Raw genomic sequence first — 25,991 nt, forward strand, 5'->3', positions numbered from 1 at the left:
ACCGGGCACAACAATCAATGCGCGATCGGCTGCGCACCATTCGGCACGCGAACATGCTTGTACTTGAACAGCGCGATGAACGCGAAGAACAGCACCAGCGAGTACCCGGCGAAGATCAGCCACACCGGCTGCCAGTCTGTAATGCCGTTGGTGGTGTACATCTCAACCACTTTACCGCTTACCACGCCGCCCAGAATACAACCGAAGCCGTTGGTCATCATCAGGAACATGCCCTGCGCACTGGCGCGGATTTCAGGCTTCACCTCTTTTTCCACAAACACCGAGCCGGAGATGTTGAAGAAGTCGAAGGCACAGCCGTAAACAATCATCGACAGAACCAGCAGCACGGTGCCGAACGCGCTTGGGTCGCCATAGGCGAACAGACCGAAGCGCAACATCCAGGCGGCGATACTGATCAGCATGACGTTCTTGATGCCGTAGCGGCTCAGGAAGAACGGGATGGTCAGGATGAACAGCGTCTCGGAGATCTGCGAGATGGACATCATCACCGACGCGTGTTCGACGATAAAGCTCCCGGCAAACAGCGGATCGTTATCGAAGCTGTGCAGGAAGGTATTACCGAACATGTTGGTGATTTGCAGTTCCGCGCCCAGCAGCATGGAGAAGATAAAGAAGATCGCCATGCGCTTGTTTTTGAACAGTGCGAAAGCGTCCAGGCCAAGCATGGTGCTCCAGCTCTGGTTTTTCTGCTGGTTAGACACCGGAATGGTGGGCAGCGTCAGGGTGAACAGCGCCAGCAGCACGGAGAGCGCGGCACCAATATACAGCTGCATATGGCTCAGCTCGAAGCCCGCGAAGCTCACGCCCCACATCGCCATGATAAAGCCGATGGTGCCCCAGATACGGATAGGCGGGAAGTCGGTGACGATATCCAGTCCGGCAGATTTCAGGCGGTAGTAGGAGATGGTGTTGATCAGGCCAAGCGTTGGCATATACGCCAGCGAGTTAAGCAGGATCACCATAAACATCGCCCCCGGCGTGGTCACTTCGGCCGCCATAAACAGCGTCCCCGCACCCACCAGATGGCAAAGCATGTATAGCCATTTCGCACTTAACCATTTATCCGCCACGATACCGAGCAGCGTTGGCATGAAAACAGCCGCAATGCCCAGCGAGCTGTAAACGGCACCGATCGACGCACCATCGAACTTGAGCGTCACAAACATATAGGAGCCGAGTGTAGTCAGCCAGCTACCCCACAGGCAGAACTGCAGAAACGACAAGATTTTAAGCTGCAGCTTAAGGTTCATGTTACTTTCCTCACAAGTGAGCGGGAGATATGTTGTTATAGGAACATTCAGGGTTGTTATTTGATGCAATTCTATCAGTTGGCAACGTTATGTTTTGTTACCTCCCGCAAAAAAATGCAATCCACATTAATTTGCAGTCTGGATTGTGATGCAAATAGCATTTTCGTATGGGTGGGGTGGAGTGAGTGCGGCCTGATGCCCCCTCACCCTAACCCTCTCCCCAAAGGGGAGAGGGAACTTGAACACCCTCTCCCCTTTGGGGAGAGGGCAGGGTGAGGGATGGTGTTGGTTTTTAGCGGCGACGATAGTTCTTCTGCGCCGTATTCACCTTATACAGATAGCGGCGGGATTCCGCAGACGGGTGGCGGGTGGTGAGGGTAGCGTACACATCCCCCGGCGCCATGCTGTTGATGATGTTTGCGGCCTGCACTTTGTCATTTGAGAAGACGCGCAGCACGCTGCCCGCCCCGCCGTTGTAGGCGGTGATCACCGCATAGCGACGTGAGGTTGGGTTATCAATCCCGCCGAGATAGACATTGTTCAGCATCGCCAGATAGGCCGTGCCGGTATCAATGTTGCTCTGCGGGTCAAACAGGTAGCTGCGGCTCGGCGTGCCGGATTTCCCCTGCGCGCGGAACACGTCTTTACCGGCGCTGTGCTGCACAACCTGCATCAGCCCCAGCGCGTCGGAACGGCTTACCGCGTAGGGGTTGAACGAGGACTCGGTCTGCATAATCGCCAGGATCAGCGACTCATCCACGCCATACTTACGCGACGCCTGACGCACCATGCCCAGATACTTATGCGCACGCTTGTCGAGGTGGTTCGGCACCAGGTTGATGGTGACGCTGTAGATCACTTTCAGGCCGTTGGTACGGCTTTTCAGGCGCGTTTGCAGCAGATAGTCGGCAAATTTCGTGGCGCGGCCTTCCCAGCGGATCGGCTGACCGGTCTGGTCAACGACCTGGCCATACAGGAACGGCTCTTTGGAGATGGTGATGTCATCGGCATCAGAGTAGAGGTCGATAGACCCCGGATCGTCGCCCATCAGCAGGGTTTTAATGATGGCCTGACGTAAATGCGCCGCAGGTTCAGTCCCCGCGATGGTTTCAACCGTAATCGTACCGTCATCAAAGTTGATGTGGCTACGGGTCTGATAGGCGTCGGTATACTTAACGTAGTCCTTCGGTCCGGCAATAAGAACTTCGTTAAATCCCCATATGTTCTCGATGTTGTGGGCAAACTGCCCCATCAAAATGTCAAAACCGTTGGTGTCCTTGACCCAGGCTTCGTTGTATTCATCGCCTTTTTTGGAAGAACAAGACACAAGCAACGGCGCAACAAGGGCTAGCGCTAAAAGTTTTTTCATCATTCCGGGAGTGCGTGTTGTGTTTGCTTTGGGGTTGCTGTTGCCGGGTAGCGCTGCGCTTACCCGACCTACAAAACCGTAGGCCCGTGCAAGCGCAGCGCAGCCGGGCAGCAGCTGCGCGTTATTATTTTTCCGGTGGCGTATAGCCTTCGATGTGGACGTCTTTACCCTCGAACAGGAAGTTCACCATCTCCTGCTCCAGCAGTTTGCGGTGTTCCGGGTTCATCATGCTGAGCTTTTTCTCGTTGATCAGCATGGTCTGTTTTTTCTGCCACTGTCCCCAGGCTTCTTTGGAGATCTCGTTGTAAATGCGCTTACCCAGGTCGCCCGGGTAGAGCTGGAAATCCTGGCCTTCAGCGTCGCGCTGTAGGAAAGTACAAAAAATGGTTCTGGCCATACTCATTCCTCTTTGTCTTGCCGATGCTAAACCATTGCACCGACACGTAATTGCTGTAACAGGCGCTCCACGGGAGCCGCCAGCCCGACTGATGGCGGTTGCGCTAAGTTATACCAGAGAGCGGTGCCTTCATCCATGCACGACGTGAATGAGGACACGGGAAGCCACATCGGCACAATGTCCAGATGGAAATGGCTGAAGGTATGACGGAACGCGTTGAGTTGCGTCAGGGTTTCGGCCGCAATGCCGCGCTGTTCAAGCCATGCCCGAAGCGAGGCTTCATCCTCAAACTGTGGGAAGCAGTATAGACCACCCCACAGGCCACTCGGCGGGCGCTGAGCGAGAAACACCTCGTCGCCATGCTGCATCAGCAGCATGTACCCGGTGCGTTCAGGCAGCGTCTGCTTCGGTTTTTTCCCCGGATACTGCGCCCAGGTGTGGTTCGCATAGGCCACGCAGAGGTTGTTTACCGGGCAGAGTTCGCACTTCGGTTTTGAACGGGTACAGACCATCGCGCCCAGATCCATCATCGCCTGGTTAAAACGCTCCACCCCTTTCGCCGGAGTGACCGCTTCACTGATCTCCCACAGGCGTTTCTCAACCTCTTTCTTACCCGGCCAGCCATCTACGGCGTAGCAGCGTGCGAGCACGCGCTTGACGTTGCCGTCGAGAATAGGGAAATGTTTGCCTAAAGAGAGGGAGAGGATTGCGCCTGCGGTCGAACGCCCGACGCCGGGCAAATCCGCCACCTCGTCGAAGGTTTCCGGGAATTTACCGTTGTGGCGCGTCGCGACCTGCTGTGCGGCCTTGTGCAGGTTGCGCGCGCGGGCGTAATAGCCAAGCCCAGTCCACAGGTGCAGCACCTCGTCCAACGGGGCGTTCGCCAGATCGGTAACTGTCGGGAAGCGCGCCATAAAACGCTCGAAGTAAGGAATGACCGTCGCGACCTGCGTTTGTTGCAACATCACCTCGGAGAGCCATACTTTGTACGGCGTTTTTTCAATTTGCCAGGGCAGGGTTTTACGCCCGTATTTGTCGTACCAGTCCAGCACCTGGGCTGAAAATTGAGAGGCTTGCATGGTCATCGATTCGCTTAATCAGGGACGCAGATTGCAGCACAGCGTCAATCTGCTGTAAACCGGATCTTTCCCATGCTTGCATAGAAGCCTTAACTTTGGATAATGCCCGTTTCCCGAACATTCTCACAAGCAGACAACTCTTTTATGAAAAACGACGTCATTTCACCGGAATTTGATGAAAACGGTCGCCCGCTGCGCCGTATTCGCAGCTTTGTCCGCCGTCAGGGGCGCCTGACAAAAGGGCAGCAACACGCGCTGGACAACTACTGGCCGGTGATGGGCGTTGAGTTCAGCGAGCAACCGCTCGACTTCACCGACCTGTTTGGCCGCGACGCGCCAGTGACCCTGGAGATCGGCTTTGGTATGGGCACCTCGCTGGTCACTATGGCGAAAGCGCGCCCGGAGCAGAACTTCCTCGGTATTGAAGTACATTCGCCGGGCGTCGGCGCGTGCCTGGCAACGGCCCACGAAGAGGGCGTTGAGAACCTGCGCGTGATGTGTCACGACGCGGTGGAAGTGCTGCACAAAATGATTCCTGACAATTCTTTGAACATGGTTCAGCTCTTTTTCCCTGACCCATGGCACAAAGCGCGTCATAATAAACGCCGTATCGTTCAGGCACCGTTTGCCGAGCTGGTGAAAAGTAAGCTCAAGCTGGGCGGCGTTTTCCACATGGCAACCGACTGGGAACCTTATGCGGAACATATGCTGGAAGTGATGTCGTCCCTGGACGGGTATAAAAATCAGTCTGAAAGCAACGACTACGTACCGCGTCCGGATTCACGTCCGGTGACAAAATTTGAACAGCGTGGCCATCGTCTTGGTCACGGCGTATGGGACTTAATGTTCGAGAGGGTGAAATAATGGCAAAGAATCGTAGCCGTCGTCTGCGTAAAAAGATGCACATCGAAGAATTCCAGGAAGTGGGTTTCTCCGTTGCCTGGCGTTTCCCGGAAGGCACCAGCGTTGAGCAGATCGATCAGGACGTTGATGCGTTCATCAACGAGGTGATCGAGCCAAACAAGCTGGCCTTCGACGGTAGCGGCTATCTGGCGTGGGAAGGTCTGATTTGCACCCAGGAAGTGGGGAAATGCACCGAAGAGCATCAGGCGCTGGTACGCAAATGGCTTGAAGACCACAAACTGGAAGATGTCCGCGTTAGCGAACTTTTCGACGTTTGGTGGGACTAATAGAGCAAGAACGGGGCCAGCATTAGCTGGCCCATTTTGTCTGAGGGAGTGTTTAAGATGCGCAAAACGTTGCTGGCTGTTGCTTTACTGGCAATCGGATCCACCGCCCATGCGGAGTATAAATGTAGCGTCACCCCGCGTGATGACGTGGTGCTGAGTCCGCAAACCGTGCAGGTTAAGGGCGAGAATGGCAATCTGGTGATTACGCCGGATGGCAACGTGACCTTTAACGGCAAACCGCAAAACCTGACGGCCGCCCAGCGCGAGCAGGCGATGGACTACCAGGCCGAGTTGCGTACCGCGCTGCCCTGGATCAACGATGGCGCGCTGACCCGCGTTGAAAAGAGCCGCGTGGCGCTGGATAAAATTATCACCAAAGAGGTGGGGGAGAGCAGCAATATGCGCACCCGCCTGACGAAGCTGGATAAGCAGCTGAAAGAGCAGATGAACCGTATTATCGAGACGCGCTCTGATGGCCTGACGTTCCACTATAAGGCGATCGATCAGGTGCGTGCCGACGGTCAGCAGCTGGTGAACCAGGCGATGGGCGGCATTCTCCAGGACAGCATCAACGAGATGGGCGCCAAAGCGGTGCTGAAGGGTGGCGGTAATCCTTTGCAGGGTGTACTGGGTAGTCTGGGCGGACTGCAAACCTCGATTCAGAACGAGTGGAAGAATCAGGAAGCCGATTTCCAGCAGTTCGGCAAAGACGTGTGTAAGCGCGTGGTGTCGCTGGAAGACAGCCGGAAGGCGCTGGTGGGGACGTTGAAGTAATTCACTTAGCCCCTCACCCTAACCCTCTCCCCAAAGGGGCGAGGGGATGTTTGCCCCCTCTCCCTTTCAGGGAGAGGGCCGGGGTGAGGGTTGCAGCGCTTGCAGCGTTTCAAGGATCCTTTCTAACACCGCCTCTTCGTTATTCCAGAGTTCGTTGTTCCAGAATCGAATGACGTGCCAGTCCTTATGGTTTAACCACAATGTCCTTTGTCGATCGTATTCCTGATTTTCATCATGTTGTCCGCCATCCAGCTCAACGGCCAGCCGAGCCGCGCAACAGGCGAAATCCAGAATGTAGTTACCTACCGGGTGCTGTCGGCGAAATTTATAATTTTCGAAACGGCGGCTGCGCAGTAAATACCAAAGCCGTCTTTCTTCCTGTGTCAGCTCGCGTCTGAGCTGCTTTGCGTATGAACGTATTGTTTCCATCCCCACACTCTGCCAGCCTTTCCCTCAGCCAGCAGAACGGGATGTAAAATCCTGAATCAGCCTTCAGGATTTTCAGCGAGGAACAACTCAAGAAGGGAGTTCAGGAACAGCTTGCCGTGCTCGGTGATCTGCCAGGACACATCACACTCGGTCAGATACCCCTGCGCCAGCGCCTCGTCAATCTGCGGGCGAATCACTGACTCCGGCAGCCCGGTATAACGCGTAAATTCCGCGCGCGGAGCGGCTTCCAGCAGACGGAAGCGGTTCATAAAGAACTCAAACGGCTTATCCACCGCCTCGACGTCGTGCTGACGCTCCAGGTAGCGGCCTTCCATATACCCGCGCGGATGACGCGTTTTGGTGGTACGCAGGATGCGTCCGTCCGGGAAGGTCACCTTGCCGTGCGCACCGCAGCCAATTCCGAGATAGTCGCCAAAACGCCAGTAGTTCAGATTGTGCTGACACTGATAGCCCGGCTTCGCATACGCCGACGTTTCGTATTGCTGATATCCCGCCGCGGTCAAAAGCTGGTGGCCCTGCTCGAAGATATCCCACAGCGCGTCGTCGTCCGGCAGCACCGGCGGGCGCGAACCAAACAGGGTGTTCGGTTCAATGGTCAACTGATACCACGACAGATGCGGCGGGTTCAGTTCAATCGCCTGACGCAAATCGTCAAGCGCTTCTTCGAGCGACTGATCCGGCAGGCCGTGCATCAGGTCGAGGTTAAAGCTGCGCAGCCCAAGCCCCGTTGCCAGGTTTGCCGCGCGCTTTGCCTCTTCCGGGCCGTGAATGCGCCCCAGACGCTTCAGCTTTGGCTCGCTAAAGCTCTGCACGCCGATAGAGATACGGTTCACGCCCGCACGCTGGTACTCGACAAAACGGTCGGCCTCAACGGTGCCGGGGTTGGCTTCCATCGTAATTTCAGCATCCGCTGCCAGGTTCAGGCGTGCGCGCACACCGTCCAGCAGCGTCTGCATCGCCGGGCCTGAAAGCAGGCTCGGCGTACCGCCACCAATAAAAATGGTCTTCACTTCACGTCCCTGTGCGTACGGTACATCGGCATCCAGATCGGCCAGCAGATGCGCGACGTAATCATCGTGCGGCACTTCACCCTTCAGCGCGTGCGAGTTGAAATCACAGTACGGACATTTCTGCACGCACCATGGGATGTGAATATAAAGACTCAGAGGCGGCAAATTAGCCATTACGCAGTGCTTCCAGTAACAGTTTCAGGGCGCGTCCACGGTGGGAGATCGCGCTTTTCTCTTCGCGGGTGAGTTCCGCAGCGGTTTTGCCCTCGGTCGGGACAAAGAAAATCGGGTCGTAACCAAAGCCGCCGTTGCCCGCCGCTTCACTGGTGATCACGCCCGGCCAGCTGCCGTGACAGACAATCGGCGTGGGATCTTCCGCGTGACGCATGTAGACCAGCACGCAGTGGAACTGCGCGGTACGCTGTTCGTCAGGAACGTCTTTCAGGGCCACAAGCAGCTTTTCCAGGTTCTGCTGGTCGGTGGCGTCCGGCCCGGAATAGCGGGCGGAGTAAATCCCCGGCGCACCGCCCAGAAAATCCACGGCCAGACCGGAATCATCGGCAATCGCGGGCAGTCCGGTTACCTGCGCCGCATGGCGCGCTTTCAGAATGGCGTTTTCGATAAACGTCAGGCCGGTCTCTTCGGCGGAGTCCACGCCCAGCTCGGTCTGAGCCACCACGTCCAGCCCAAAATCATTTAATAGCGAGGCCAGCTCGCGCACTTTACCGGCGTTACCGGTGGCGAGAACAACTTTCTGCATGGTTTAGTCCTGTTCTGTCAGAGCCGCGACTTCCGTCGGGATAGATTGCGGGTTAAGGATTTTTACCTGTTTATGCCGGCCAAGTTCACCTTTCTCAATGATGACCTGGCTTTTAGCGACGCGAAACTGTTTAGCCAGATATTTGGTCAGATGCGCATTCGCCTGGCCGTCAACCGGCGGGGCCGTGATGGCGACTTTTAGCTCGTCGCCATGCAGCCCAACAATACTGTCGCGGCTGGCTTTCGGCTGAATGTACAGCCGTAAAACCAGCCCGTCGGCGCAGGGGCTAACTGCACTCATAACGCCATCCACAGCCCCGGCAGCAGCATATTACCCGTCGCCTGTAACAGTTCCGCGATACCCATATTCAGCACGTACAGCAGCAGAACGAGAAGCATCGGTGAGAAGTCGATTCCGCCCATCGCAGGCAGCAGGCTACGAATTGGACGCAGCAACGGTTCTGTCAGCTGAATCAACGCGTACTCCACCGGGCTACGGCCCCGGCTTACCCAGCTCATGATCGCCATCACCAGCAGGACCCAGAAGATCAGCGAGCCGACGGTTTTAACCAGGATCAGAACGGCTGAAATCCAGATAATCGGCTGGAAAGTGATGACCATAAACAGCACGATCGCTTTGATAACGCTCAGAATAAACGCCATCAGCAGAGATGAACTGTCAATCGGCCCCATTGCCGGAATGATGCGGCGAAGCGGCCCCACAATGGGCTGCGTGATTTTCACGATAAATTGTGAGAATGGATTGTAAAAATCACAACGGGCCCACTGCATCCAGACGCGCAACAGCAGCGCCATCGTATACAGTTCAATGACCGTTGAAAGCAGGAAAGTCAACGTCTTCATGGCGTTCCTCAGGTTTCCTTATTATTGGGGGTAATCGCGCGCACCGAAAATTGCTGTGCCGATGCGCACCATGGTGCTGCCTGCCGCGATGGCGGCTTCCATATCATCCGACATGCCCAGAGAAAGCGTGTCTACCGTGTCATAGCGCGCTTTAAGCGCCTCAAATGCTACAGCCATTTGCTGTGCTACGGCAAACTGCCTTTCATAACTTGACTCTGGCGCCGGGATAGCCATCAGCCCGCGCAGGGTTAAGCGCGGCAGCGCCGCCACGTCCGCCGCCAGCGCATCCAGTTCGCTCAGCGTAATGCCGGACTTGCTGTTTTCATCGCTGATGTTGATTTGAATTAGCACGTTAAGCGCTGGCATCTCAATAGGGCGCTGGTCGCTCAAACGGGTAGCGATACGCAGACGATCGATGGTGTGACACCAGTCGAAGTGCTCTGCTACCAGACGGCTTTTGTTCGACTGTAGCGGACCGATAAAGTGCCATTGCAGGTCTGCATTTCCCCGTTCCCGGAAAGCGAGAATCTTATCTACGCCTTCCTGCACATAGTTTTCACCAAAGGCACGATGACCGGCGGCTATCGCTTCTGCGATGGCGCTCGCAGGCTTGGTTTTGCTGACTGCAAGCAACGTAATTTCTTCTGGAGCACGGCCGCAACGTGTTGCCGCGGCTGAGATTTTGTCCCGGACCTGTGCCAGGTTATGCGCAATGTCGTTCATTTTCCGAGGAGTAGTCTATGGATGTGGAAGAAATTGTGGCCCTTAGTGTAAAGCATAACGTCTCCGATCTACACCTGTGCAGTGATTCACCTCCGCGCTGGCGCAGGTCAGGCCGTCTTGAACCTGCGCCGTTTCCGCCCCCGGATGTGGAGGCGTTATTAAAAGCGTGGCTCAACGATGAACAGCAGGGCGCCTGGTGGGCAAACGGGCAGGTGGATTTTGCCGTTACCCTCACAGGCGGTCAGCGGCTGCGCGGCAGTGCGTTTAAGCATATGCACGGCGTTTCGATCGCGCTGCGCCTGTTGCCGCTGACGTGCCCGCAGCTCTCTGCGTTAGGCGTGCCGCGCGCGATCCCGGAGCTTTTGTCCAATGACAATGGCCTGATTCTGGTCACCGGCGCCACCGGCAGCGGGAAATCGACCACTCTGGCCGCGATGGTCGATTTCCTCAATCACCAGACGGACGGGCATATTCTGACCCTGGAAGATCCGGTGGAGTTTATGTACCAGAGTGAACGTTGCCTGATCCAGCAGCGGGAGATAGGCCTGCACAGCCCGTCCTTTGCCGAGGCCCTGCGCAGCGCTCTGCGTGAAGATCCGGATGTGATTCTGCTTGGTGAGCTGCGCGACAGCGAGACGATACGCCTGGCGCTGACGGCGGCGGAAACCGGCCATCTGGTGTTGGCCACGCTGCACACGCGCGGTGCGGCGCAGGCGATCGAGCGCCTGGTCGACACCTTTCCGGCGCAGGAGAAAGATCCGGTGCGTAATCAGCTGGCGGGAAGCCTGCGTGCGGTTCTGGCGCAGAAGCTGCGTCAGGATGTCCAGGGCGGGCGCGTGGCGCTGTATGAGCTGCTGGTGAATACCTCGGCGGCGGCAAACCTGATCCGCGAAGGCAAAACCTGGCAACTGCCGGGCATTATTCAAACGGGGCAGCAGGCGGGAATGCAGAACTTTGAGCAGAGTCTGGCGGAGCGACGGGCGCAGGGGCGGCTGTAGACCCCGGCGCTCAGTAACCCTGGTCGAAATAGCTTTCGAGGATAATGACGGCTGAAGCTGAATCCACGCTGCCTTTGTTCAACGCCCGGAAGCCACCGTGCTCGAACAGGCCAGCGCGTGCCTCGACGGTGCTCAAACGTTCATCGTGCAGCTTAACGGAGACACCAAAGCGGCCATGGATTTTGTTCGCGAACTTGCGCGCGCGGGCGGTAAGCGGCTGCTCGGTGCCGTCCATGTTCAGCGGCAGGCCGACAATCACGTCGTCCGGCTGCCACTCTTTGAGCAAGCGCTCAATAAGGTTCCAGTCCGGCGTGCCGTCGTTAGCTTTCAGCGCCGTGAGCGGGCGGGCGGTGCCGGTGATCCGTTGACCCACAGCGACGCCGATGCTTTTGGTGCCGAAGTCGAAGGCGAGAAGGGTGCCGCTCATTACGCGTGCCCCGCAACGCCAGGCATGGTCAGAATATCAATGCCAATCAGTTTTGCCGCGTCACGCCAGCGATCGGCGATAGGGGTTTTAAACAGGATATTCATATCCGCAGGGGCCGTCAGCCAGGCGTTGTCCAGAATTTCTTGTTCCAGCTGCCCTTTTTCCCAGGAAGCGTAGCCGAGCGCAACCAGCACCTCAGAAGGCTGATTTGCCGTGCCCAGTGTTTCGAGCACATCGCGAGAGGTGGTGACGACGGTGTTATCGGAGATACGAATGCTGGACGAGAAAACCGGCGGGGTATGCAGGATAAAACCACGATCTTCTGCAAGCGGGCCGCCGAGCATCACCGGTTTATCGAGACGGATTTCCGGCAGCCGCGCTTCAGCAGGGATTTTCAGCTTGTCCAGAATCCCTTCAACCTGAAGGTTTTCCAGCGGCTTATTGATGATAATCCCCATCGCGCCGTCTTCGTTGTATTCACAAATATAGACCACGGCGCGGCGGAAAATCGGATCCTGGAGAGCAGGCATGGCAATAAGAAAGTGATGCTGTAAATTCATTGTCAGAGGTACTGTTTCCTGGTTTAAAAAGCGACAGCGCCCAGTATGGGGATAAACACAGGCGCTGTCACAGGTTATTTCTGTAAACGTTTTTCGATAGCGTCCATCAGCATTCCGGTGATCGAGATCGGGAATTCCGCTTCGATTTCACGAATGCAGGTTGGGCTAGTGACGTTCACTTCGGTCAGACGATCGCCGATGATATCGAGGCCAACGAAGATCAGGCCTTTGGCTTTAAGCGTAGGGCCGACGCGGCGGGCAATTTCCCAGTCGCTTTCGCTTAACGGACGCGGTTCGCCACGGCCGCCAGCCGCCAGGTTGCCACGGGTTTCCCCTCCCTGCGGGATACGCGCCAGGCAGTAAGGCACCGGCTCGCCGTCTACGACCAGCACACGCTTGTCGCCGTCTTTAATGGCTGGCAGATAGTTCTGTGCCATACAGTAGCGGGTTCCCAGCTCGGTCAGCGTTTCGGCAATCACGCCAATGTTCGGATCGCCTTCTTTCACCCGGAAGATCGACGCGCCGCCCATGCCGTCCAGCGGTTTCATGATGATGTCGCCGTGCTTCTGCCAGAATTCTTTCAGCTGCGTTTTGCTGCGGGTGACGAGCGTTTCCGGCGTCAGGTCAGAGAACCATGCGGTATAGAGCTTCTCGTTGCAGTCGCGCAGGCTCTGCGGTTTGTTGACGATCAGCGTGCCTTTCTCTTCGGCACGCTCAAGGATATAGGTGGAATAAATGTATTCGGTGTCGAACGGCGGATCTTTACGCATCAGGATGACGTTGAGGTCGGCCAGGGCAATATCCTGCTCGGTACCGAATTCGTACCATTTTTCGTAGTTCTGCTCGACGTTAACGATGCGGGTGCGTGCGCGGGCTTCACCGTTGATCAGGTAAAGATCGTTCATCTCCATGTAGTGGAGTTCATAGCCGCGACGCTGCGCTTCCAGCAGCATAGCGAAGCTGGAGTCTTTCTTGATGTTAATGTTTGCGATGGGGTCCATCACGATGCCGAGCTTAATCATCTTCTTCTCCGATTATGGGTCAGGCTTTGCTTCAACCCAGATCGCCAAATCGCACCTGTAGCGCGGTAATGGCGGTGAGTGCCGTTGTCTCAGTGCGCAGAACGCGAGGTCCCAACAGAATATCAGTAAACTGGTAACGCGCCGTCATGGCAATTTCGTCAGCCGACAGGCCGCCTTCCGGGCCAATCAGCAGGCGTACACGCTCAACGGGCAGCGGCAGCGTATTGATGCTGGCGCTGGCGCGCGGATGAAGATTGAGCTTAAGCCCGCTTTCCTCTTCTGCACACCAGTCCTCCAGATCCATCGCCGGGCGGATCTCCGGGATACGATTGCGGCCGCTCTGTTCGCAGGCCGCAATGGCAATTTTTTGCCACTGCTGGATCTTTTTGTTCAGACGTTCCGCATCCAGTTTAACGCCGCAGCGCTCAGAAAAAAGTGGCGTAATGAGGCTTACACCCAGTTCAATGGATTTCTGAATGGTGAACTCCATCTTTTCCCCACGCGACATCACCTGGCCCAGGTGAATGTGCAGCGGCGATTCCCGGTCATCCACGTCGCCACGCAGCACCTTCACGTGCACGCTTTTTTTATCGGCGCGCGTAATTTCAGCGTCGAAAATCTGATTAGAGCCGTCAAAGAGCTGAATCGCCTGGCCTGCACCCATGCGCAGCACGCGGCCTACATGGTTTGCGGCATCATCAGACAGGGCGATTTCGCCGCCTGGGGTAATCAGTTCAGGGTGATAGATGCGAGGGATGCGCATAGTCAGAAATTCCATGTGTCATGCGATATAAGCGAATTGCCGTAGTGTAGGTTAGCTCTTTTGCGCCTGGCAAGCCCGCTGGACGTAAGGGTTGTGATTCCCCTGGACTTTGGCGATACGTTCGTCGCGCTGGCATTCCCAGTCCGTCACCGGGTAGAGCTTGTCCCAGGCATTGAAGAGCTGCGTCTGCTGGCGGGAAAGATTGAGATCGTAGCGGTCGCGCATATAGAAATAAGTGCGGGCGATGCTACCGCGCGCGCGGGCAGGCGGTTCGGCGACTTTCTCTTTGAAATCGACCTTCATGGCGCACTGACCGTACTGGCCTTCGCCACCGTTCCACTGGCTGTACATGAAGTTTCCGCGGTCGCCATTGACCTCACCCACGGCGGGTTGCAGGTTGTGCATATCGCTTTCCATCTGGCGGTAGACCGGATCTTTTGCGCAATTTTTACGTCCACCGTCCTGCCAGCACTGGCGCTGGTGGCCAAACTGCCAGGCCGGAACGACGTGTTCCCATTCGATTCGGCTGGCGCGGTTCTCGTTCTTGCGCACCTTATAGCCGCAGGATCCCAGATCCACGACCCCTTTCTTACCCTGCCAGTTAATTTTACAGCCGCAGTAGAAATCACCCGGTACGTCGGCGTTAATCTTTACGCCTGCGGTTTTTGCCTGAGAGAAACTGTGAATACCGTCGGCCAGAGCATGGCCGGAGAGCGCTGTCGCCAGAAAAGCGACCGCGAGAGAAACATTACGGGACATCTTACACTCCGTGTCAAAACGAGCCCGCAACGTAACGAATGTTGTTCCCGTATGCAATCAGTCAGATCAGGAAAGTTCCTGAAAGTTCGCGTGATTATTCCGCAACCAGCGGTTCGCCGCATTTAACGCAGCGGTAGGTCGCCTCGCCCCGCACTACGCGGTTATGGCGGCGGACGGTAAGCTGGTGCTGCTGGCACTGGCAGCGGTAGGGGAAGGTATTGCGGCGTACCGATTCCAGCTCGAACTGATGGGTGCGACGGGCCGGAACGCCGAGCACCGCCTCCATCATCCACTTCCACTCTTTGCCGTGCGGCGCGACGCGGCCAAAGTGCTTCCACACCAGCAGATGCGCCAGCTCGTGCGGCACCACTTCTTCGATAAACGCCTGCTGATTTTCCATCATCAACACCGGGTTGAGGCGGATCTCATACGATTCCAGCCAGGCGGTACCTGCCGCGGTGCCACGCTGCTGATAGACCAGCTTCGGTTCAGGATAATTGCGGCCGAGCTTCAGGTTGGCCTGGGCGAGTTTTTCCCGCAGGCTGCGCATAACGGCTTGCTGAATGGCGATGGGGAGACGGGGTGCTTTCATAGGGGCAGAGCATAAAGCGGGAAGCGGGGAGGCGCAAGAGGCGCCTCCCGCAGGAGAATCAGTCGTGTGCGCCGATTTCGCGCAGAGGACGACCTTTCATCAGGTTACGTTCAATGTGTTCCAGTGAAACATGTTTGGTTTCAGGAACCAGCCAGATAGTGAGAACAATAAAGAACAGGTTCAGACCGGCGTAGACCCAGAAGGTGTTGGCATTACCCAGAGTATTAAGCATGGTCAGGAACGTTGCGCCGACGATCATGTTGGCAATCCAGTTGGTCGCGGTAGAGCAGGTGATGCCAAAATCACGTCCTTTCAGCGGCTGGATCTCAGAGCACAGCACCCAAATCAGCGGACCGGCGCTCATCGCAAACCCAATGATAAACATCAGCAGCATCGCCACGGCGAAGTACTGTGCCGTTGGGGAGTGAATGCCCATGTGCATCATGGTACCCAGCACGCCCATCCCGACGGCCATCACCAGGAAGCCCAGCGTCAGGGTTGGCTTACGTCCCCAGCGGTCCACCAGGCCGATAGCGATAAAGGTCGCCAGCACGTTGGTCAGGCCGACGATCACGGTGCCCCACATCTGCTCGGTGGTGTTGGTGTAGCCCGCCAGTTCGAAGATTTTCGGCGCGTAATACATGATGACGTTCATCCCGGTGAACTGTTGCATGATCTGTAACAGCACGCCGAGGAACACCGCGCGGCGGAAGTTGCTGTTCTCTTTGAACAGCGCCCAGCCGGACTGTTTGACCTTCAGGCTTTCGCGGATCTCTTCCAGCTCGTTTTTGGCTTCGGCGCTGGTATCACGCAGGCGTAAGAGCACGCGTTCGGCATCATGGAAGCGGCGTTTGGCGGCAAACCAGCGCGGACTGTCCGGCAGGAAGAAGACGCCAATCAGCAGCAGGATGGCAGGAATGATGATGACGCCCAGCATCCAGCGCCATGCGCCGCTGTAGCTGAATGCGGTATCGGAGAGATAAGCCCCCAGAATACCGATGGTGATCATCAGCTGATACATGGAAATCATGCTGCCGCGGATTTTTTCCGGAGCGATTTCAGACAGGTACAGCGGGGCAGTATAAGACGCCACGCCCACTGCCAGACCGAGCAGCACGCGGGAGATGATCAGCACTTCAACGTTAGGCGCAGCCGCAGAGAACAGTGAGCCGGCAACGAACAGGATCGCGCCGATCATCAGGCTCTTTTTACGCCCGAGCTTAAAGGAGAGCCAGCCGCTGCCGACCGCGCCGACGGCGGCACCGAACATCATGGAGCTAACCACCCATTCCTGAGTGTGTGCGCTAATCTGGAACTCATCGGTGATGAAAGGTAATGCACCGGCAATTACGCCAATATCCAGGCCAAAGAGTAATCCTGCCAGAGCGGCGAGGAAGCAGACGAAGAACGTCATTGCCTTATTGGACGTACGCCCCTGTTTATTATTGTCAGGCATTATGCCCTCCAGTTGGGTTATCAGTTTTTACGATATAAAGAGTAGGTGAGCGGCTCATAAAAATATGTGAGTCAAATCACAACGGTGTAATCGGTTACACTGGCTTGTAACCGTAAAAATAATTAAAGCTTTGAAAATATAGAGGTAAATTAATTGATGTGCATCGCGTTTGCACAAATTTCAGACTTAACTGAAAGGGAATGTAACAGCAGAAGAAATGCGATCATGCAAAGAGAATATTCTGAAAGCGGGATATAGAGAGTGAGGTGTAAACGGTTCCAAACATTGTCGGGTGGCTACTAGCGCCTTACCCGGCCTACAAAAACTCACTACCCGTAGGTCGGGTAAGGCATAGCCGCCACCCGACATAAAAAAGGCCAGCACAAAGGCTGGCCTTTTTAAGCTGCTGGCAGTCGATTATTTCAGACCGGCAGCATCACGCAGCAGGGCGGCTTTGTCGGTTTTTTCCCATGGGAAATGTTCGCGACCAAAGTGACCGTACGCTGCGGTTTCCTGGTAGATTGGGTGCAGCAGATCCAGCATCTGAATCAGACCGTATGGACGCAGGTCGAAGAACTCACGCACCAGCAGGGTCAGCTGTTCAGAAGGCACTTTTTCAGTACCGAAGGTTTCCACCATGATGGAGGTTGGCTCAGCCACGCCGATGGCGTAGGAAACCTGAATTTCACAGCGGTCAGCCAGACCGGCAGCAACGATGTTTTTCGCCACATAACGTGCAGCGTACGCGGCAGAACGGTCAACTTTAGACGGATCTTTACCGGAGAATGCGCCGCCGCCGTGACGTGCCATGCCGCCGTAGGTATCTACAATGATTTTACGACCGGTCAGACCGCAGTCACCCATTGGGCCGCCGATAACAAAGCGTCCGGTTGGGTTGATGAAGAATTTGGTCGCAGAGCTCAGCCATTCAGTTGGCAGAACCGGCTTGATGATCTCTTCCATCACCGCTTCTTGCAGGGATTTCTGGTCAATCTCTTCAGCATGCTGCGTGGAAAGAACCACGGCATCAATACCGACGATTTTCCCGTCGTCATACTGGAAGGTCACCTGGCTTTTTGCATCCGGACGCAGCCACGGCAGAGTGCCGTTTTTACGCACTTCAGCCTGACGCTGCACCAGACGGTGTGCGTAGGTCACCGGCGCTGGCATCAGTACGTCGGTTTCGTTGGTTGCGTAGCCGAACATCAGGCCCTGGTCGCCCGCGCCCTGTTCCAGCGGATCGGCACGGTCAACGCCCTGGTTGATGTCCGGAGACTGTTTGCCAATCGCGCTCAGTACGGCGCAGGAGTTGGCATCAAAGCCCATATCAGAATGTACATAACCGATCTCACGCACCGTGTTACGGGTGATCTCTTCGATATCAACCCATGCGCTGGTGGTGATCTCACCGCCAACCAGAACCATGCCGGTTTTGACATAGGTTTCACACGCTACGCGCGCCTTTGGATCCTGCGCGAGGATCGCATCCAGCACCGCATCGGAGATTTGGTCAGCAATTTTATCAGGATGTCCTTCTGATACGGACTCGGACGTAAACAGGTGTTTTGCCATGTTTTATTTCACCTAAGAGGAATTTGGTTAGCTCAAGCTGCTGTGTGGAATAGCCATAGGAGATAATTCTACCAAGGCCTACAGGATTTTGACACTGGCAGTCTGAGTGTTAATCGGTATGGATGGATTAACATCTGGACGTCTATTTTAGGTCACTTCTTCACCCGATTTCCAGTTTTTTTTGACTCACCTCTCACTGCGTTGAAAACGCTGCTGGAAATTTTTCCTGACGACGCTGGCAACCTGCGCATTTTTGTTTTGCTTTTTAGCGACCTTCTCGGTATAAAACGCGGCGCGCGGCTCATATAAAATAAGCGCTCGATGAACACATCGTGTCGCCACTTCCAGCCGGGTTAAGCAGTGAACTTTTAGCTTTGGCTTGTGGTCCGTTTCAGCAGAGGCGGCCGTGGAGGTGATACCAGATAATGAACCATCGTTTTCCGCTCATTCAGCGCAGCCGTTCTGGCGCGCATTTGATTCCCACCCGCACTTCTGGTCTAAACACCTGCCGATGTTATACCCATCTCGGTGCTTCTCAGGATTCCAGAGCCGGTCACGCTTTGTGAAAACTGAACAAGGGCGCTCTTGTTAATACAGGAGTTTTCTCGTGGTTTCGCCGAACCTTGTCATACAGAGTTCGGATACGTGTTTTACAATGATATGAATAAGAAACCGGTCGCACGGTCTGGATTTCAGCATACTCTGCTGGGAAATGGAGCCGTTAATGGGTTGTTATCGCCGTATAACGCTGCGATAGTAGTCAACTGTTTTACACTTAATACAAAGAGTTGAGGTTCGCTATGTCTGACGACATGTCTTCTTTTTCGCCTTCGTCAGCGGGCGAACAGGGTGTACTACGTTCTATGCAGGAGGTTGCGATGAGCTCCGAGGAAGCCAGCAAGATGCTGCGCACTTACAATATTGCCTGGTGGGGCAATAACTACTACGACGTTAACGAGCTGGGCCACATCAGTGTCTGCCCGGATCCGGACGTCCCGGAAGCGCGCGTGGATCTCGCTAAACTGGTGAAAACCCGTGAAGCGCAGGGTCAGCGCTTGCCTGCACTGTTCTGCTTCCCGCAGATCCTGCAACATCGCCTGCGTTCTATTAACGCCGCGTTCAAACGCGCGCGGGAATCGTATGGTTATAACGGCGACTATTTCCTCGTTTACCCGATCAAGGTCAACCAGCACCGTCGCGTGATTGAGTCCCTGATCCACTCCGGCGAGCCGCTGGGCCTGGAAGCAGGCTCTAAAGCGGAGCTGATGGCGGTTCTGGCGCACGCGGGCATGACCCGGTCGGTGATCGTCTGTAACGGCTATAAAGATCGCGAATACATTCGTCTGGCGCTGATTGGCGAGAAGATGGGCCACAAGGTCTATCTGGTGATCGAGAAGATGACCGAAATCGCGATCGTGCTGGAAGAGGCCGAGCGTCTGAACGTGATCCCGCGCCTTGGCGTGCGTGCGCGACTGGCGTCGCAGGGTTCCGGTAAATGGCAGTCTTCCGGCGGTGAAAAATCCAAGTTCGGCCTCGCGGCGAACCAGGTGCTTCAGCTGGTGGAAATTCTGCGCGAGCGCGGTCGTCTGGACAGCATTCAGCTGCTGCACTTCCACCTCGGCTCGCAGATGGCCAACATTCGCGACATCGCCACCGGCGTGCGTGAATCGGCACGTTTCTACGTTGAGCTGCATAAGCTCGGCGTGAATATTCAGTGCTTTGACGTGGGCGGCGGCCTGGGCGTGGACTACGAAGGGACCCGCTCGCAGTCTGACTGTTCGGTAAACTATGGCCTGAACGAATATGCCAACAACATCATCTGGGCGATTGGCGATGCCTGCGAAGAGCACGGCCTGCCGCACCCGACGGTGATCACCGAATCCGGCCGCGCGGTCACGGCGCACCATACGGTACTGGTCTCTAACATCATTGGCGTTGAGCGTAGCGAAATCACCGAAGCCACGCCTCCGGCAGACGATGCCCCACGTTCCCTGCAAAGCATGTGGGAAACCTGGCAGGAGATGCACGAGCCGGGCACGCGTCGTTCCCTGCGCGAATGGCTGCACGACAGCCAGATGGACCTGCACGATATTCACGTCGGCTACTCGTCAGGCACATTCAGCCTGCAAGAGCGCGCGTGGGCCGAGCAGCTCTACCTGAATATGTGCCACGAAGTGCAGAAACAGCTCGACCCGAGCAACCGCGCGCACCGTCCGATTATCGACGAGTTGCAGGAGCGTATGGCGGACAAAATGTACGTCAACTTCTCCCTGTTCCAGTCGATGCCGGATGCCTGGGGTATCGACCAGCTGTTCCCGGTTCTGCCGCTGGAAGGGCTGAACCACGCCCCGGAACGCCGCGCCGTGCTGCTGGACATCACCTGTGACTCTGACGGCGCGATTGACCATTACGTTGACGGTGACGGTATCGCAACGACGATGCCAATGCCGGAGTACGATCCGGAGAACCCGCCAATGCTGGGCTTCTTTATGGTGGGGGCGTATCAGGAGATCCTCGGCAACATGCACAACCTGTTCGGTGATACCGAAGCGGTTGACGTGTTTGTCTTCCCTGACGGCAGCGTGGAGGTTGAGCTGTCCGACGAAGGGGACACCGTGGCGGACATGCTCGAATACGTTCAGCTGGATCCGAAAAAACTGCTCACCCAGTTCCGCGATCAGGTGAAAAACACCGGTCTGGACGACGCGTTACAGCAGCAGTTCCTGGAAGAGTTTGAAGCGGGTCTGTACGGGTACACCTACCTGGAAGATGAGTAGGTAAACTCCCTCTCCCGGTGGGAGAGGGGCGGAGTGAGGGCAACAGACCGCACAATGCCCTATACTCACTTGAACCCGTATGAATTAACGGCGATAATTCGCCCCAATTAGCGATTTACGAATCAATCCCTTCCTCGTCGGGTTTAACGACGCGGAGGGGATTTTTTTTCATCTGTTTTTAATGTATCGACTTTATAAGAGGTCAGGACATGAGCACTTTAGGTCATCAGTACGATAACTCTCTGGTATCTAACGCGTTTGGTTTTTTACGCCTTCCGATGAACTTCCAGCCGTACGACAGCGATGCGGACTGGGTGATCACCGGCGTACCGTTCGACATGGCAACGTCCGGTCGCGCGGGTGGTCGTCATGGTCCGGCGGCGATCCGTCAGGTTTCCACTAACCTGGCCTGGGAGCACAACCGCTTCCCGTGGAACTTCGACATGCGCGAGCGCCTGAACGTGGTGGACTGCGGCGATCTGGTGTACGCCTTCGGCGACGCGCGTGAGATGAGCGAAAAATTGCAGGCACACGCCGAGAAGCTGCTGGCGGCCGGTAAACGCATGCTCTCCTTCGGCGGTGACCACTTCGTGACCCTGCCGCTGCTGCGCGCCCACGCGAAGCACTTCGGTAAAATGGCGCTGGTGCACTTCGATGCGCACACCGACACCTACGCGAACGGCTGCGAGTTCGACCACGGCACCATGTTCTACACCGCGCCGAAGGAAGGCCTGATCGATCCGAACCACTCGGTGCAGATCGGCATCCGCACCGAGTTTGACAAAGACAACGGCTTCACCGTACTCGACGCGGGCCAGGTGAACGATCGCGGCGTGGACGATATTCTGGCTCAGGTTAAGCAGATCGTCGGCGACATGCCTGTCTATCTGACCTTCGACATCGACTGCCTGGATCCGGCATTCGCACCGGGTACCGGTACGCCGGTGATCGGCGGCCTGACATCAGACCGCGCCATCAAGCTGGTGCGCGGCCTGAAGGATCTGAACATCGTCGGGATGGACGTGGTGGAAGTGGCTCCGGCCTATGACCAGTCCGAGATCACCGCGCTGGCCGCGGCGACCCTGGCGCTGGAAATGCTCTATATCCAGGCGGCGAAAAAAGGCGAATAAGCCTTACGCGCTGATTGCTGCTGCGCGCCGCATGCGCAGCAGCAACATTCCCCCGGCAAGCAGGGTGACAACCTGCGAGACGACCAGCACCGAAAAGCCTGAACTGACCGACCCCACCGATCTCATCACCATCCCCATCAGCAGCGGAATAAACGCCGCGCAGATATTGCCGATCCCATTGATTATGCCGTAAGCGCTGCCCACCGCTTCCCGCGCGGCGTGATGCTGGATCACCGCCGGAATAGCCGCCCCCTGTAGCCCCCAGAAGACATTAGCCGAAAGCATAAACAGCGCCAGCCAGGCAGGCTGATGGCTGAGCATCAGCGCGACCACGGACAGCGCCGTCATCGCCCCACCCGCCACAAACAGCATCGGTGCCTGTTCCGGACGCATTTTGTCGAGCAGCACGCCGCCCAGAAACTTTGACCCCAGGCTGAGCAGGAAGGGGATCGCCGCAAGCCAGCCCGTGGCATGCAGCGAGAAATGATGCTCGTCACGCAGCCACGCGGGCAGCCAGGCGCTGCTCCCCCAGAGATAGCTCAGGGTGGCGATTTCAACCACCATGATCCAGCCCAGCAGCGGCGTCTGCCAGGCCAGCGTGAAGGTGTGGACAAACCCCGGTTTTTTCGCGGTCGGGAGCTTGCGCGGCGCGGGCAGAAAACGCCAGATTAAGCTGCCCCCGAGGAGAAGGTTGATTGCCGCCAGTGCATAAAACGATCCGGCCCAGCCCAGATGCGACATCAGCCAGGTCACCAGCGGAAAGCCCACGGCCAGCCCGAGCGAGACGCCCAGCGCGGTCACGGCGTTGGGTTTACCGATCTCTTGCGCGCTAAAGTTATCGCTGATAAAGCGCGTTTTCAGCGAAAATAGCGGACCCTCCGCGATCCCCAGAATCACGCGGGCGATGAGCATTCCCGTCAGCGAGCCGAGCAAAGGTGAAGCCGCGCAGACCGCGGCCCAAATCGCAATGCTGCTTAATAATCCCTGCCGATAATGAAGTTTGCTTTCAATAACCGGCGTTAATAATAGAGCGGAAAAACCATAACCCAGAAGAAAGCAGGTCATGAGCAGGCCCTGTAACATTCTGTTTTCATTTAACTGAAAATGTTCGGCAAATTCCGGGTTTAAAATCATTACCGAGATATTTACCCGATCGACGTACGAAATAATAATGAGTAATAAAAGCGCAATCGTGCCTTGCCATCTTGCCGTCATCATGTCCGCCTTACGTTTTTTTTAACTTATATTTTTCATCAATGTGATTGTCACGGAGCTAAAATGGTTCACCTGTGAAACTCTTTGTTTAGTAAAGATAAATTAAAAATTAGTTTCACAGGTGAAACGCGAAAGAGGTGACGTTCATTTATTTTTAAAGAGTAAAAAGAAAGGAAGTCAATATCTTTTATTCAAAATAAGAGGCCATTAAAAAAACGTATTTCTCACGCTGCAATAATGAAAATTTCATATCGCTGCATTTTTTCGTGATCCCTTGCACACTTAGTTAATTAATTGCTGATCAATTAACAAATTCGTCACATTGTCGCTTGACGAAACATTCATCGCTTTTATATTGACCGTATTAAATAAGAAACAGAGTTTCATATATGAAACAAAAGCCTGGAGGATCGTGATGAGCTGGATAGGCGTATGTGACGCAGAGCAAGTACAGGAAGATTTCCCTTTTAGCGGCAACGTCGACGGTAAAGAGATCGGCGTTTACCTGATCGACGGTGAATATTACGCGCTGGAGGACGTATGCCCGCACGCCTATGCCCTGCTGAGTCAGGGCTTCGTGGAAGACGGCAAGGTGGAATGCCCGCTGCACGAGGCGGTATTCGACGTCAAAACCGGTCAGTGCCTGCACGGCCCCGGCGGGCGCAACCTCAACCGCTACCCGGTTCGGGTCTTTGAAAACCAGATTCAGATTACCTTCGTCGAGGAGACCGTGGCATGAGCGACACCCTGAACTTCAACCCGGCGCTGCCGGAAAGCCGCCAGTTTACCCCACCGGCAGAGGGCGGTAATGGCGCCATTCATAAGCCGGGTGATTACACCAACCTGATCTGGCAAACCCGCAGCCGCGAGCCGGAAAGCTGGGAAGTGAAGCTGATTGCGACGCTGGAAGATCTCTTCGAGCAGGGCGTTGAAACCTTGCCGGAGCTGGTAAGCGGGCTGAACGCGGTGCGCATGCACGACCAGCAGGGCGAGCCGTGGAGCGACGCCAGCTTCCAGGCATTCTTACAGGTTAACGGCTACTGAGGGCAACGCGATGACGACGACCGTACAACATTATCTGGATAAAGGCCTGCGTGGCCTCTGGTATCCGGTGCTGGCGAGCTGGGAAGTGCAGTCTGCGCCGGTGGGCATCACCCGCCTGGGCGAGCAGATTGTGGTCTGGCGCAATAAAGATGGCCAGGTGCAGGCGCTGGAGGACCGCTGCCCGCACCGCGGCGCGCGCCTGTCGATGGGCTGGAACCTCGGGGACCGCATTGCCTGCTGGTATCACGGCGTAGAGGTGGCGGGCAACGGCGAAGTGAAAGACGTGCCCGCCGTAGATAAATGTCCGCTGGTCGGCCAGCAGTGCGTACGCAGCTATAACGTGCAGGAGGCGCACGGCGCCATCTTCCTCTGGTTTGGCGTCACCGCGGACCAGCAGCCGGACGAGCTGACCTTCCCGGACGAGCTCGCCGATACGGACAGCTTCAGCAACTTCCTCTGCACCGCCGCGTGGAAATGCAATTACCAGTACGCGCTGGAAAACGTGATGGACCCGATGCACGGCACCTATCTGCACTCCTCGTCGCACTCGATGGCGGAAGGGGATCGCAAGGCCGACATGGTGCTCCAGCCGACCAAAACCGGTTTTATTTTCGAGAAGAAAGGGCAGAGCGGCGTCAATTTTGACTGGGTGGAGCTGGGCAACAGCGGCACCTGCTGGATGCGCCTCTCCATTCCGTACAAGAAGCGCTTCGGGCCGGGCGGCCACTTCTTTATCGTCGGCATGGTGGTGCCGGAAGATAACGACAACTGCCGCGTCTTCTTCTGGCGCATTCGCCGGGTGCAGGGCTGGCAGCGCGATATGTGGCGTTTCATGTACCGCAACCGTCTGGAAAAACTGCACTGGGAAGTGCTGGAGCAGGACCGCGTGGTGCTGGAAAGCCTGGCGCCAAACGCGCGCGATCATGAGTACCTGTATCAGCACGACGTCGGTCTTTCGCGCCTGCGCCGCATGATGCAAAAGGCCGCCAAAGAGCAGCTGGCGATGCGTGAAGCACAGCAGGGAGCCGCCTGATGAACGGGCTGCTGAGCGGCAAGCGCATCGTCATAACCGGCGCCGCGCGCGGGCTGGGCTTTCACTTTGCCAAAGCCTGCGCGGAGCAGGGCGCGGCGGTGGTGATGTGCGACATCCTGAAGGGCGAGCTGGCCGAAAGCGCCCACGCCCTGAGCGAGCGGGGCTATGCGATCGAACCGCACGTTATCGATCTGGCCGATCCACAGTCCATTGAGCAGGTGTTCAGCGCCATTGGCGAGCAGGGTCAGATCGATGGCCTGGTGAACAACGCGGCGATGGCGACGGGCGTCGGCGGCAAAAACATGCTCGATTACGATCCGGATCTCTGGGATCGGGTGATGAGCGTCAATGTCAAAGGCACCTGGCTGGTGACGCGCGCCGCCGTGCCGCTGCTGCGTGAAGGGGCGGGCATTGTGAACGTGGCGTCCGACACCGCGCTGTGGGGCGCGCCGCGCCTGATGGCCTACGTCGCCAGCAAGGGGGCCGTCATTGCCATGACCCGATCAATGGCGCGCGAACTGGGTGAAAAGCGTATACGCATTAATGCCATCGCGCCGGGGTTAACCCGCGTCGAGGCGACGGAATATGTCCCCGCCGAACGGCATCAGCTCTACGAAAACGGACGCGCGTTAACCGGCGCGCAGCAGCCGGAAGATGTCACCGGCAGCGTGGTCTGGCTGCTAAGCGATCTGTCTCGGTTCATCACCGGACAGCTGATCCCGGTCAACGGCGGTTTTGTCTTTAACTAAGGTAGGGC

At 56.4% G+C, this 25,991-nt stretch carries 30 protein-coding genes; 11 read left to right on the top strand and 19 right to left on the bottom strand.

From position 1 onward, the window contains the following. Window positions 1-14: 14 nt before the first annotated feature. From AM329_RS22555 to mutY, 4 genes are all read right to left on the bottom strand, one after another. Window positions 15-1,271, bottom strand: a complete 1,257-nt coding sequence (locus tag AM329_RS22555) for a nucleoside permease (RefSeq protein WP_003862429.1) — start codon at window positions 1,269-1,271, stop codon at window positions 15-17. Between the two features lie 292 nt (window positions 1,272-1,563). Next, a complete protein-coding gene (mltC, locus tag AM329_RS22560; RefSeq protein WP_003862427.1) occupies window positions 1,564-2,640 on the bottom strand; it encodes a membrane-bound lytic murein transglycosylase MltC in 1,077 nt (358 codons plus the stop codon). Window positions 2,641-2,764: 124 nt separating this feature from the next. Continuing rightward, window positions 2,765-3,037 carry an oxidative damage protection protein gene (locus AM329_RS22565; protein WP_003862425.1) on the bottom strand — a complete coding sequence of 91 codons (273 nt, stop codon included), beginning with the start codon at window positions 3,035-3,037 and terminating at the stop codon, window positions 2,765-2,767. Window positions 3,038-3,063: 26 nt separating this feature from the next. Then, a complete protein-coding gene (gene mutY, locus AM329_RS22570; RefSeq protein WP_023314826.1) occupies window positions 3,064-4,116 on the bottom strand; it encodes an A/G-specific adenine glycosylase in 1,053 nt (350 codons plus the stop codon). Between the two features lie 144 nt (window positions 4,117-4,260). Here mutY and trmB point away from each other — a divergent pair, with 144 nt between their 5' ends. Genes trmB through AM329_RS22585 form a run of 3 tightly spaced genes read left to right on the top strand, consistent with a single transcriptional unit; the run spans window position 4,261 to window position 6,080 of the window. Then, the gene (gene trmB, locus AM329_RS22575; protein WP_015571843.1) at window positions 4,261-4,980 is read left to right on the top strand and encodes a tRNA (guanosine(46)-N7)-methyltransferase TrmB; all 720 of its coding nucleotides are present in this window, start codon (window positions 4,261-4,263) and stop codon (window positions 4,978-4,980) included. After that, a complete protein-coding gene (locus tag AM329_RS22580; RefSeq protein ID WP_003862421.1) occupies window positions 4,980-5,306 on the top strand; it encodes a YggL family protein in 327 nt (108 codons plus the stop codon). The genes trmB and AM329_RS22580 overlap by 1 nt, the downstream gene beginning before the upstream one ends. Before the next feature lie 57 nt (window positions 5,307-5,363). Continuing rightward, on the top strand, window positions 5,364-6,080 hold the full coding sequence (locus AM329_RS22585; protein WP_003862419.1) for a DUF2884 domain-containing protein: 717 nt from the start codon (window positions 5,364-5,366) through the stop codon (window positions 6,078-6,080). 66 nt (window positions 6,081-6,146) lie between these two features. Here the strand turns inward: AM329_RS22585 and AM329_RS22590 are convergent, their stop codons facing one another. From AM329_RS22590 to AM329_RS22615, 6 genes are read right to left on the bottom strand one after another with little or no spacing between them, the layout of a single operon-like run. After that, window positions 6,147-6,509, bottom strand: a complete 363-nt coding sequence (locus AM329_RS22590) for an endonuclease domain-containing protein (protein ID WP_022651832.1) — start codon at window positions 6,507-6,509, stop codon at window positions 6,147-6,149. Window positions 6,510-6,565: 56 nt separating this feature from the next. After that, window positions 6,566-7,714 carry a radical SAM family heme chaperone HemW gene (hemW, locus tag AM329_RS22595; RefSeq protein ID WP_032610104.1) on the bottom strand — a complete coding sequence of 383 codons (1,149 nt, stop codon included), beginning with the start codon at window positions 7,712-7,714 and terminating at the stop codon, window positions 6,566-6,568. Continuing rightward, on the bottom strand, window positions 7,707-8,300 hold the full coding sequence (locus AM329_RS22600) for an XTP/dITP diphosphatase (RefSeq protein WP_032610103.1): 594 nt from the start codon (window positions 8,298-8,300) through the stop codon (window positions 7,707-7,709). Before AM329_RS22600 ends, hemW begins: the two co-directional genes overlap by 8 nt. Window positions 8,301-8,303: 3 nt before the next feature. Beyond that, on the bottom strand, window positions 8,304-8,600 hold the full coding sequence (gene yggU, locus AM329_RS22605) for a DUF167 family protein YggU (RefSeq protein ID WP_003860023.1): 297 nt from the start codon (window positions 8,598-8,600) through the stop codon (window positions 8,304-8,306). Beyond that, on the bottom strand, window positions 8,597-9,163 hold the full coding sequence (locus AM329_RS22610) for a YggT family protein (RefSeq protein WP_003860024.1): 567 nt from the start codon (window positions 9,161-9,163) through the stop codon (window positions 8,597-8,599). The genes yggU and AM329_RS22610 overlap by 4 nt, the downstream gene beginning before the upstream one ends. Before the next feature lie 21 nt (window positions 9,164-9,184). Beyond that, complete coding sequence (locus AM329_RS22615; RefSeq protein ID WP_032610102.1) at window positions 9,185-9,886, bottom strand: YggS family pyridoxal phosphate-dependent enzyme; 702 nt, start codon at window positions 9,884-9,886, stop codon at window positions 9,185-9,187. Between the two features lie 17 nt (window positions 9,887-9,903). On the opposite strand from AM329_RS22615, the gene AM329_RS22620 reads away from it, so the two are divergent. Beyond that, on the top strand, window positions 9,904-10,884 hold the full coding sequence (locus AM329_RS22620; RefSeq protein ID WP_003860028.1) for a type IV pilus twitching motility protein PilT: 981 nt from the start codon (window positions 9,904-9,906) through the stop codon (window positions 10,882-10,884). A 10-nt stretch (window positions 10,885-10,894) separates the two neighbouring features. On the opposite strand, the gene ruvX is transcribed toward AM329_RS22620, so the two are convergent. The 8 genes from ruvX to metK all read right to left on the bottom strand — a co-directional run bounded on the left by ruvX (window position 10,895) and on the right by metK (window position 18,035). Further along, the gene (gene ruvX / locus AM329_RS22625) at window positions 10,895-11,311 is read right to left on the bottom strand and encodes a Holliday junction resolvase RuvX (RefSeq protein ID WP_003860030.1); all 417 of its coding nucleotides are present in this window, start codon (window positions 11,309-11,311) and stop codon (window positions 10,895-10,897) included. Continuing rightward, window positions 11,311-11,871 carry a YqgE/AlgH family protein gene (locus tag AM329_RS22630; RefSeq protein WP_022649353.1) on the bottom strand — a complete coding sequence of 187 codons (561 nt, stop codon included), beginning with the start codon at window positions 11,869-11,871 and terminating at the stop codon, window positions 11,311-11,313. The genes ruvX and AM329_RS22630 overlap by 1 nt, the downstream gene beginning before the upstream one ends. Before the next feature lie 74 nt (window positions 11,872-11,945). Continuing rightward, window positions 11,946-12,893, bottom strand: coding sequence for a glutathione synthase (gene gshB / locus AM329_RS22635; RefSeq protein ID WP_003860032.1), 948 nt, complete (start codon window positions 12,891-12,893; stop codon window positions 11,946-11,948). 31 nt (window positions 12,894-12,924) lie between these two features. Next, window positions 12,925-13,656, bottom strand: a complete 732-nt coding sequence (gene rsmE / locus AM329_RS22640) for a 16S rRNA (uracil(1498)-N(3))-methyltransferase (RefSeq protein WP_003860033.1) — start codon at window positions 13,654-13,656, stop codon at window positions 12,925-12,927. Window positions 13,657-13,707: 51 nt separating this feature from the next. After that, window positions 13,708-14,415 carry a deoxyribonuclease I gene (gene endA, locus AM329_RS22645; RefSeq protein WP_003860034.1) on the bottom strand — a complete coding sequence of 236 codons (708 nt, stop codon included), beginning with the start codon at window positions 14,413-14,415 and terminating at the stop codon, window positions 13,708-13,710. Window positions 14,416-14,509: 94 nt separating this feature from the next. After that, window positions 14,510-15,007 (bottom strand): SprT family zinc-dependent metalloprotease, encoded by a 498-nt coding sequence (locus tag AM329_RS22650; RefSeq protein WP_003860035.1) that lies wholly within the window; start codon window positions 15,005-15,007, stop codon window positions 14,510-14,512. A 58-nt stretch (window positions 15,008-15,065) separates the two neighbouring features. Then, entirely contained in the window at window positions 15,066-16,463 is a 1,398-nt protein-coding gene (galP, locus tag AM329_RS22655; RefSeq protein WP_015571832.1) for a galactose/proton symporter, read from the bottom strand. Between the two features lie 417 nt (window positions 16,464-16,880). After that, window positions 16,881-18,035, bottom strand: a complete 1,155-nt coding sequence (gene metK / locus AM329_RS22660; protein ID WP_003860037.1) for a methionine adenosyltransferase — start codon at window positions 18,033-18,035, stop codon at window positions 16,881-16,883. Window positions 18,036-18,695: 660 nt separating this feature from the next. On the opposite strand from metK, the gene yqgB reads away from it, so the two are divergent. The 3 genes from yqgB (at window position 18,696) to speB (ending at window position 21,942) form a co-directional block, all read left to right on the top strand. Continuing rightward, complete coding sequence (gene yqgB / locus AM329_RS22670; protein ID WP_057979949.1) at window positions 18,696-18,827, top strand: acid stress response protein YqgB; 132 nt, start codon at window positions 18,696-18,698, stop codon at window positions 18,825-18,827. 8 nt (window positions 18,828-18,835) lie between these two features. Beyond that, a complete protein-coding gene (gene speA, locus AM329_RS22675) occupies window positions 18,836-20,812 on the top strand; it encodes a biosynthetic arginine decarboxylase (protein WP_003860039.1) in 1,977 nt (658 codons plus the stop codon). A gap of 209 nt (window positions 20,813-21,021) precedes the next feature. Then, window positions 21,022-21,942, top strand: a complete 921-nt coding sequence (gene speB / locus AM329_RS22680) for an agmatinase (RefSeq protein ID WP_017382921.1) — start codon at window positions 21,022-21,024, stop codon at window positions 21,940-21,942. A 3-nt stretch (window positions 21,943-21,945) separates the two neighbouring features. Here speB and AM329_RS22685 read toward each other — a convergent pair whose 3' ends face one another. After that, the gene (locus AM329_RS22685) at window positions 21,946-23,157 is read right to left on the bottom strand and encodes an MFS transporter (RefSeq protein ID WP_032610101.1); all 1,212 of its coding nucleotides are present in this window, start codon (window positions 23,155-23,157) and stop codon (window positions 21,946-21,948) included. Window positions 23,158-23,572: 415 nt separating this feature from the next. Between AM329_RS22685 and AM329_RS22690 the strand changes: the two genes are divergently transcribed. Genes AM329_RS22690 through AM329_RS22705 form a run of 4 tightly spaced genes read left to right on the top strand, consistent with a single transcriptional unit; the run spans window position 23,573 to window position 25,983 of the window. Further along, entirely contained in the window at window positions 23,573-23,896 is a 324-nt protein-coding gene (locus AM329_RS22690) for a non-heme iron oxygenase ferredoxin subunit (protein ID WP_003860044.1), read from the top strand. Continuing rightward, entirely contained in the window at window positions 23,893-24,201 is a 309-nt protein-coding gene (locus tag AM329_RS22695; RefSeq protein WP_022651826.1) for a recombinase-like helix-turn-helix domain-containing protein, read from the top strand. The genes AM329_RS22690 and AM329_RS22695 overlap by 4 nt, the downstream gene beginning before the upstream one ends. Window positions 24,202-24,211: 10 nt before the next feature. Continuing rightward, window positions 24,212-25,234, top strand: coding sequence for an aromatic ring-hydroxylating dioxygenase subunit alpha (locus AM329_RS22700; protein ID WP_003860047.1), 1,023 nt, complete (start codon window positions 24,212-24,214; stop codon window positions 25,232-25,234). Continuing rightward, window positions 25,234-25,983, top strand: a complete 750-nt coding sequence (locus AM329_RS22705; RefSeq protein ID WP_003860050.1) for an SDR family oxidoreductase — start codon at window positions 25,234-25,236, stop codon at window positions 25,981-25,983. Before AM329_RS22700 ends, AM329_RS22705 begins: the two co-directional genes overlap by 1 nt. The last annotated feature ends 8 nt before the right edge of the window (window positions 25,984-25,991 follow it).

Origin of the sequence: Enterobacter cloacae complex sp. AR_0002, assembly GCF_001922365.1 — a bacterium.
Classification (GTDB): Bacteria; Pseudomonadota; Gammaproteobacteria; order Enterobacterales; family Enterobacteriaceae; genus Enterobacter; species Enterobacter hormaechei_C.

Excerpts from the sequence above, each read along its gene's own strand:
- AM329_RS22555 (WP_003862429.1), bottom strand. The coding sequence starts at position 1,271 with ATGAACCTTAAGCTGCAGCTTAAAATCTTGTCGTTTCTGCAGTTCTGC.
- mltC (WP_003862427.1), bottom strand. The coding sequence starts at position 2,640 with ATGAAAAAACTTTTAGCGCTAGCCCTTGTTGCGCCGTTGCTTGTGTCT.
- AM329_RS22565 (WP_003862425.1), bottom strand. The coding sequence starts at position 3,037 with ATGGCCAGAACCATTTTTTGTACTTTCCTACAGCGCGACGCTGAAGGC.
- mutY (WP_023314826.1), bottom strand. The coding sequence starts at position 4,116 with ATGCAAGCCTCTCAATTTTCAGCCCAGGTGCTGGACTGGTACGACAAA.
- trmB (WP_015571843.1), top strand. The coding sequence starts at position 4,261 with ATGAAAAACGACGTCATTTCACCGGAATTTGATGAAAACGGTCGCCCG.
- AM329_RS22580 (WP_003862421.1), top strand. The coding sequence starts at position 4,980 with ATGGCAAAGAATCGTAGCCGTCGTCTGCGTAAAAAGATGCACATCGAA.
- AM329_RS22585 (WP_003862419.1), top strand. The coding sequence starts at position 5,364 with ATGCGCAAAACGTTGCTGGCTGTTGCTTTACTGGCAATCGGATCCACC.
- AM329_RS22590 (WP_022651832.1), bottom strand. The coding sequence starts at position 6,509 with ATGGAAACAATACGTTCATACGCAAAGCAGCTCAGACGCGAGCTGACA.
- hemW (WP_032610104.1), bottom strand. The coding sequence starts at position 7,714 with ATGGCTAATTTGCCGCCTCTGAGTCTTTATATTCACATCCCATGGTGC.
- AM329_RS22600 (WP_032610103.1), bottom strand. The coding sequence starts at position 8,300 with ATGCAGAAAGTTGTTCTCGCCACCGGTAACGCCGGTAAAGTGCGCGAG.
- yggU (WP_003860023.1), bottom strand. The coding sequence starts at position 8,600 with ATGAGTGCAGTTAGCCCCTGCGCCGACGGGCTGGTTTTACGGCTGTAC.
- AM329_RS22610 (WP_003860024.1), bottom strand. The coding sequence starts at position 9,163 with ATGAAGACGTTGACTTTCCTGCTTTCAACGGTCATTGAACTGTATACG.
- AM329_RS22615 (WP_032610102.1), bottom strand. The coding sequence starts at position 9,886 with ATGAACGACATTGCGCATAACCTGGCACAGGTCCGGGACAAAATCTCA.
- AM329_RS22620 (WP_003860028.1), top strand. The coding sequence starts at position 9,904 with ATGGATGTGGAAGAAATTGTGGCCCTTAGTGTAAAGCATAACGTCTCC.
- ruvX (WP_003860030.1), bottom strand. The coding sequence starts at position 11,311 with ATGAGCGGCACCCTTCTCGCCTTCGACTTCGGCACCAAAAGCATCGGC.
- AM329_RS22630 (WP_022649353.1), bottom strand. The coding sequence starts at position 11,871 with ATGAATTTACAGCATCACTTTCTTATTGCCATGCCTGCTCTCCAGGAT.
- gshB (WP_003860032.1), bottom strand. The coding sequence starts at position 12,893 with ATGATTAAGCTCGGCATCGTGATGGACCCCATCGCAAACATTAACATC.
- rsmE (WP_003860033.1), bottom strand. The coding sequence starts at position 13,656 with ATGCGCATCCCTCGCATCTATCACCCTGAACTGATTACCCCAGGCGGC.
- endA (WP_003860034.1), bottom strand. The coding sequence starts at position 14,415 with ATGTCCCGTAATGTTTCTCTCGCGGTCGCTTTTCTGGCGACAGCGCTC.
- AM329_RS22650 (WP_003860035.1), bottom strand. The coding sequence starts at position 15,007 with ATGAAAGCACCCCGTCTCCCCATCGCCATTCAGCAAGCCGTTATGCGC.
- galP (WP_015571832.1), bottom strand. The coding sequence starts at position 16,463 with ATGCCTGACAATAATAAACAGGGGCGTACGTCCAATAAGGCAATGACG.
- metK (WP_003860037.1), bottom strand. The coding sequence starts at position 18,035 with ATGGCAAAACACCTGTTTACGTCCGAGTCCGTATCAGAAGGACATCCT.
- yqgB (WP_057979949.1), top strand. The coding sequence starts at position 18,696 with ATGAATAAGAAACCGGTCGCACGGTCTGGATTTCAGCATACTCTGCTG.
- speA (WP_003860039.1), top strand. The coding sequence starts at position 18,836 with ATGTCTGACGACATGTCTTCTTTTTCGCCTTCGTCAGCGGGCGAACAG.
- speB (WP_017382921.1), top strand. The coding sequence starts at position 21,022 with ATGAGCACTTTAGGTCATCAGTACGATAACTCTCTGGTATCTAACGCG.
- AM329_RS22685 (WP_032610101.1), bottom strand. The coding sequence starts at position 23,157 with ATGACGGCAAGATGGCAAGGCACGATTGCGCTTTTATTACTCATTATT.
- AM329_RS22690 (WP_003860044.1), top strand. The coding sequence starts at position 23,573 with ATGAGCTGGATAGGCGTATGTGACGCAGAGCAAGTACAGGAAGATTTC.
- AM329_RS22695 (WP_022651826.1), top strand. The coding sequence starts at position 23,893 with ATGAGCGACACCCTGAACTTCAACCCGGCGCTGCCGGAAAGCCGCCAG.
- AM329_RS22700 (WP_003860047.1), top strand. The coding sequence starts at position 24,212 with ATGACGACGACCGTACAACATTATCTGGATAAAGGCCTGCGTGGCCTC.
- AM329_RS22705 (WP_003860050.1), top strand. The coding sequence starts at position 25,234 with ATGAACGGGCTGCTGAGCGGCAAGCGCATCGTCATAACCGGCGCCGCG.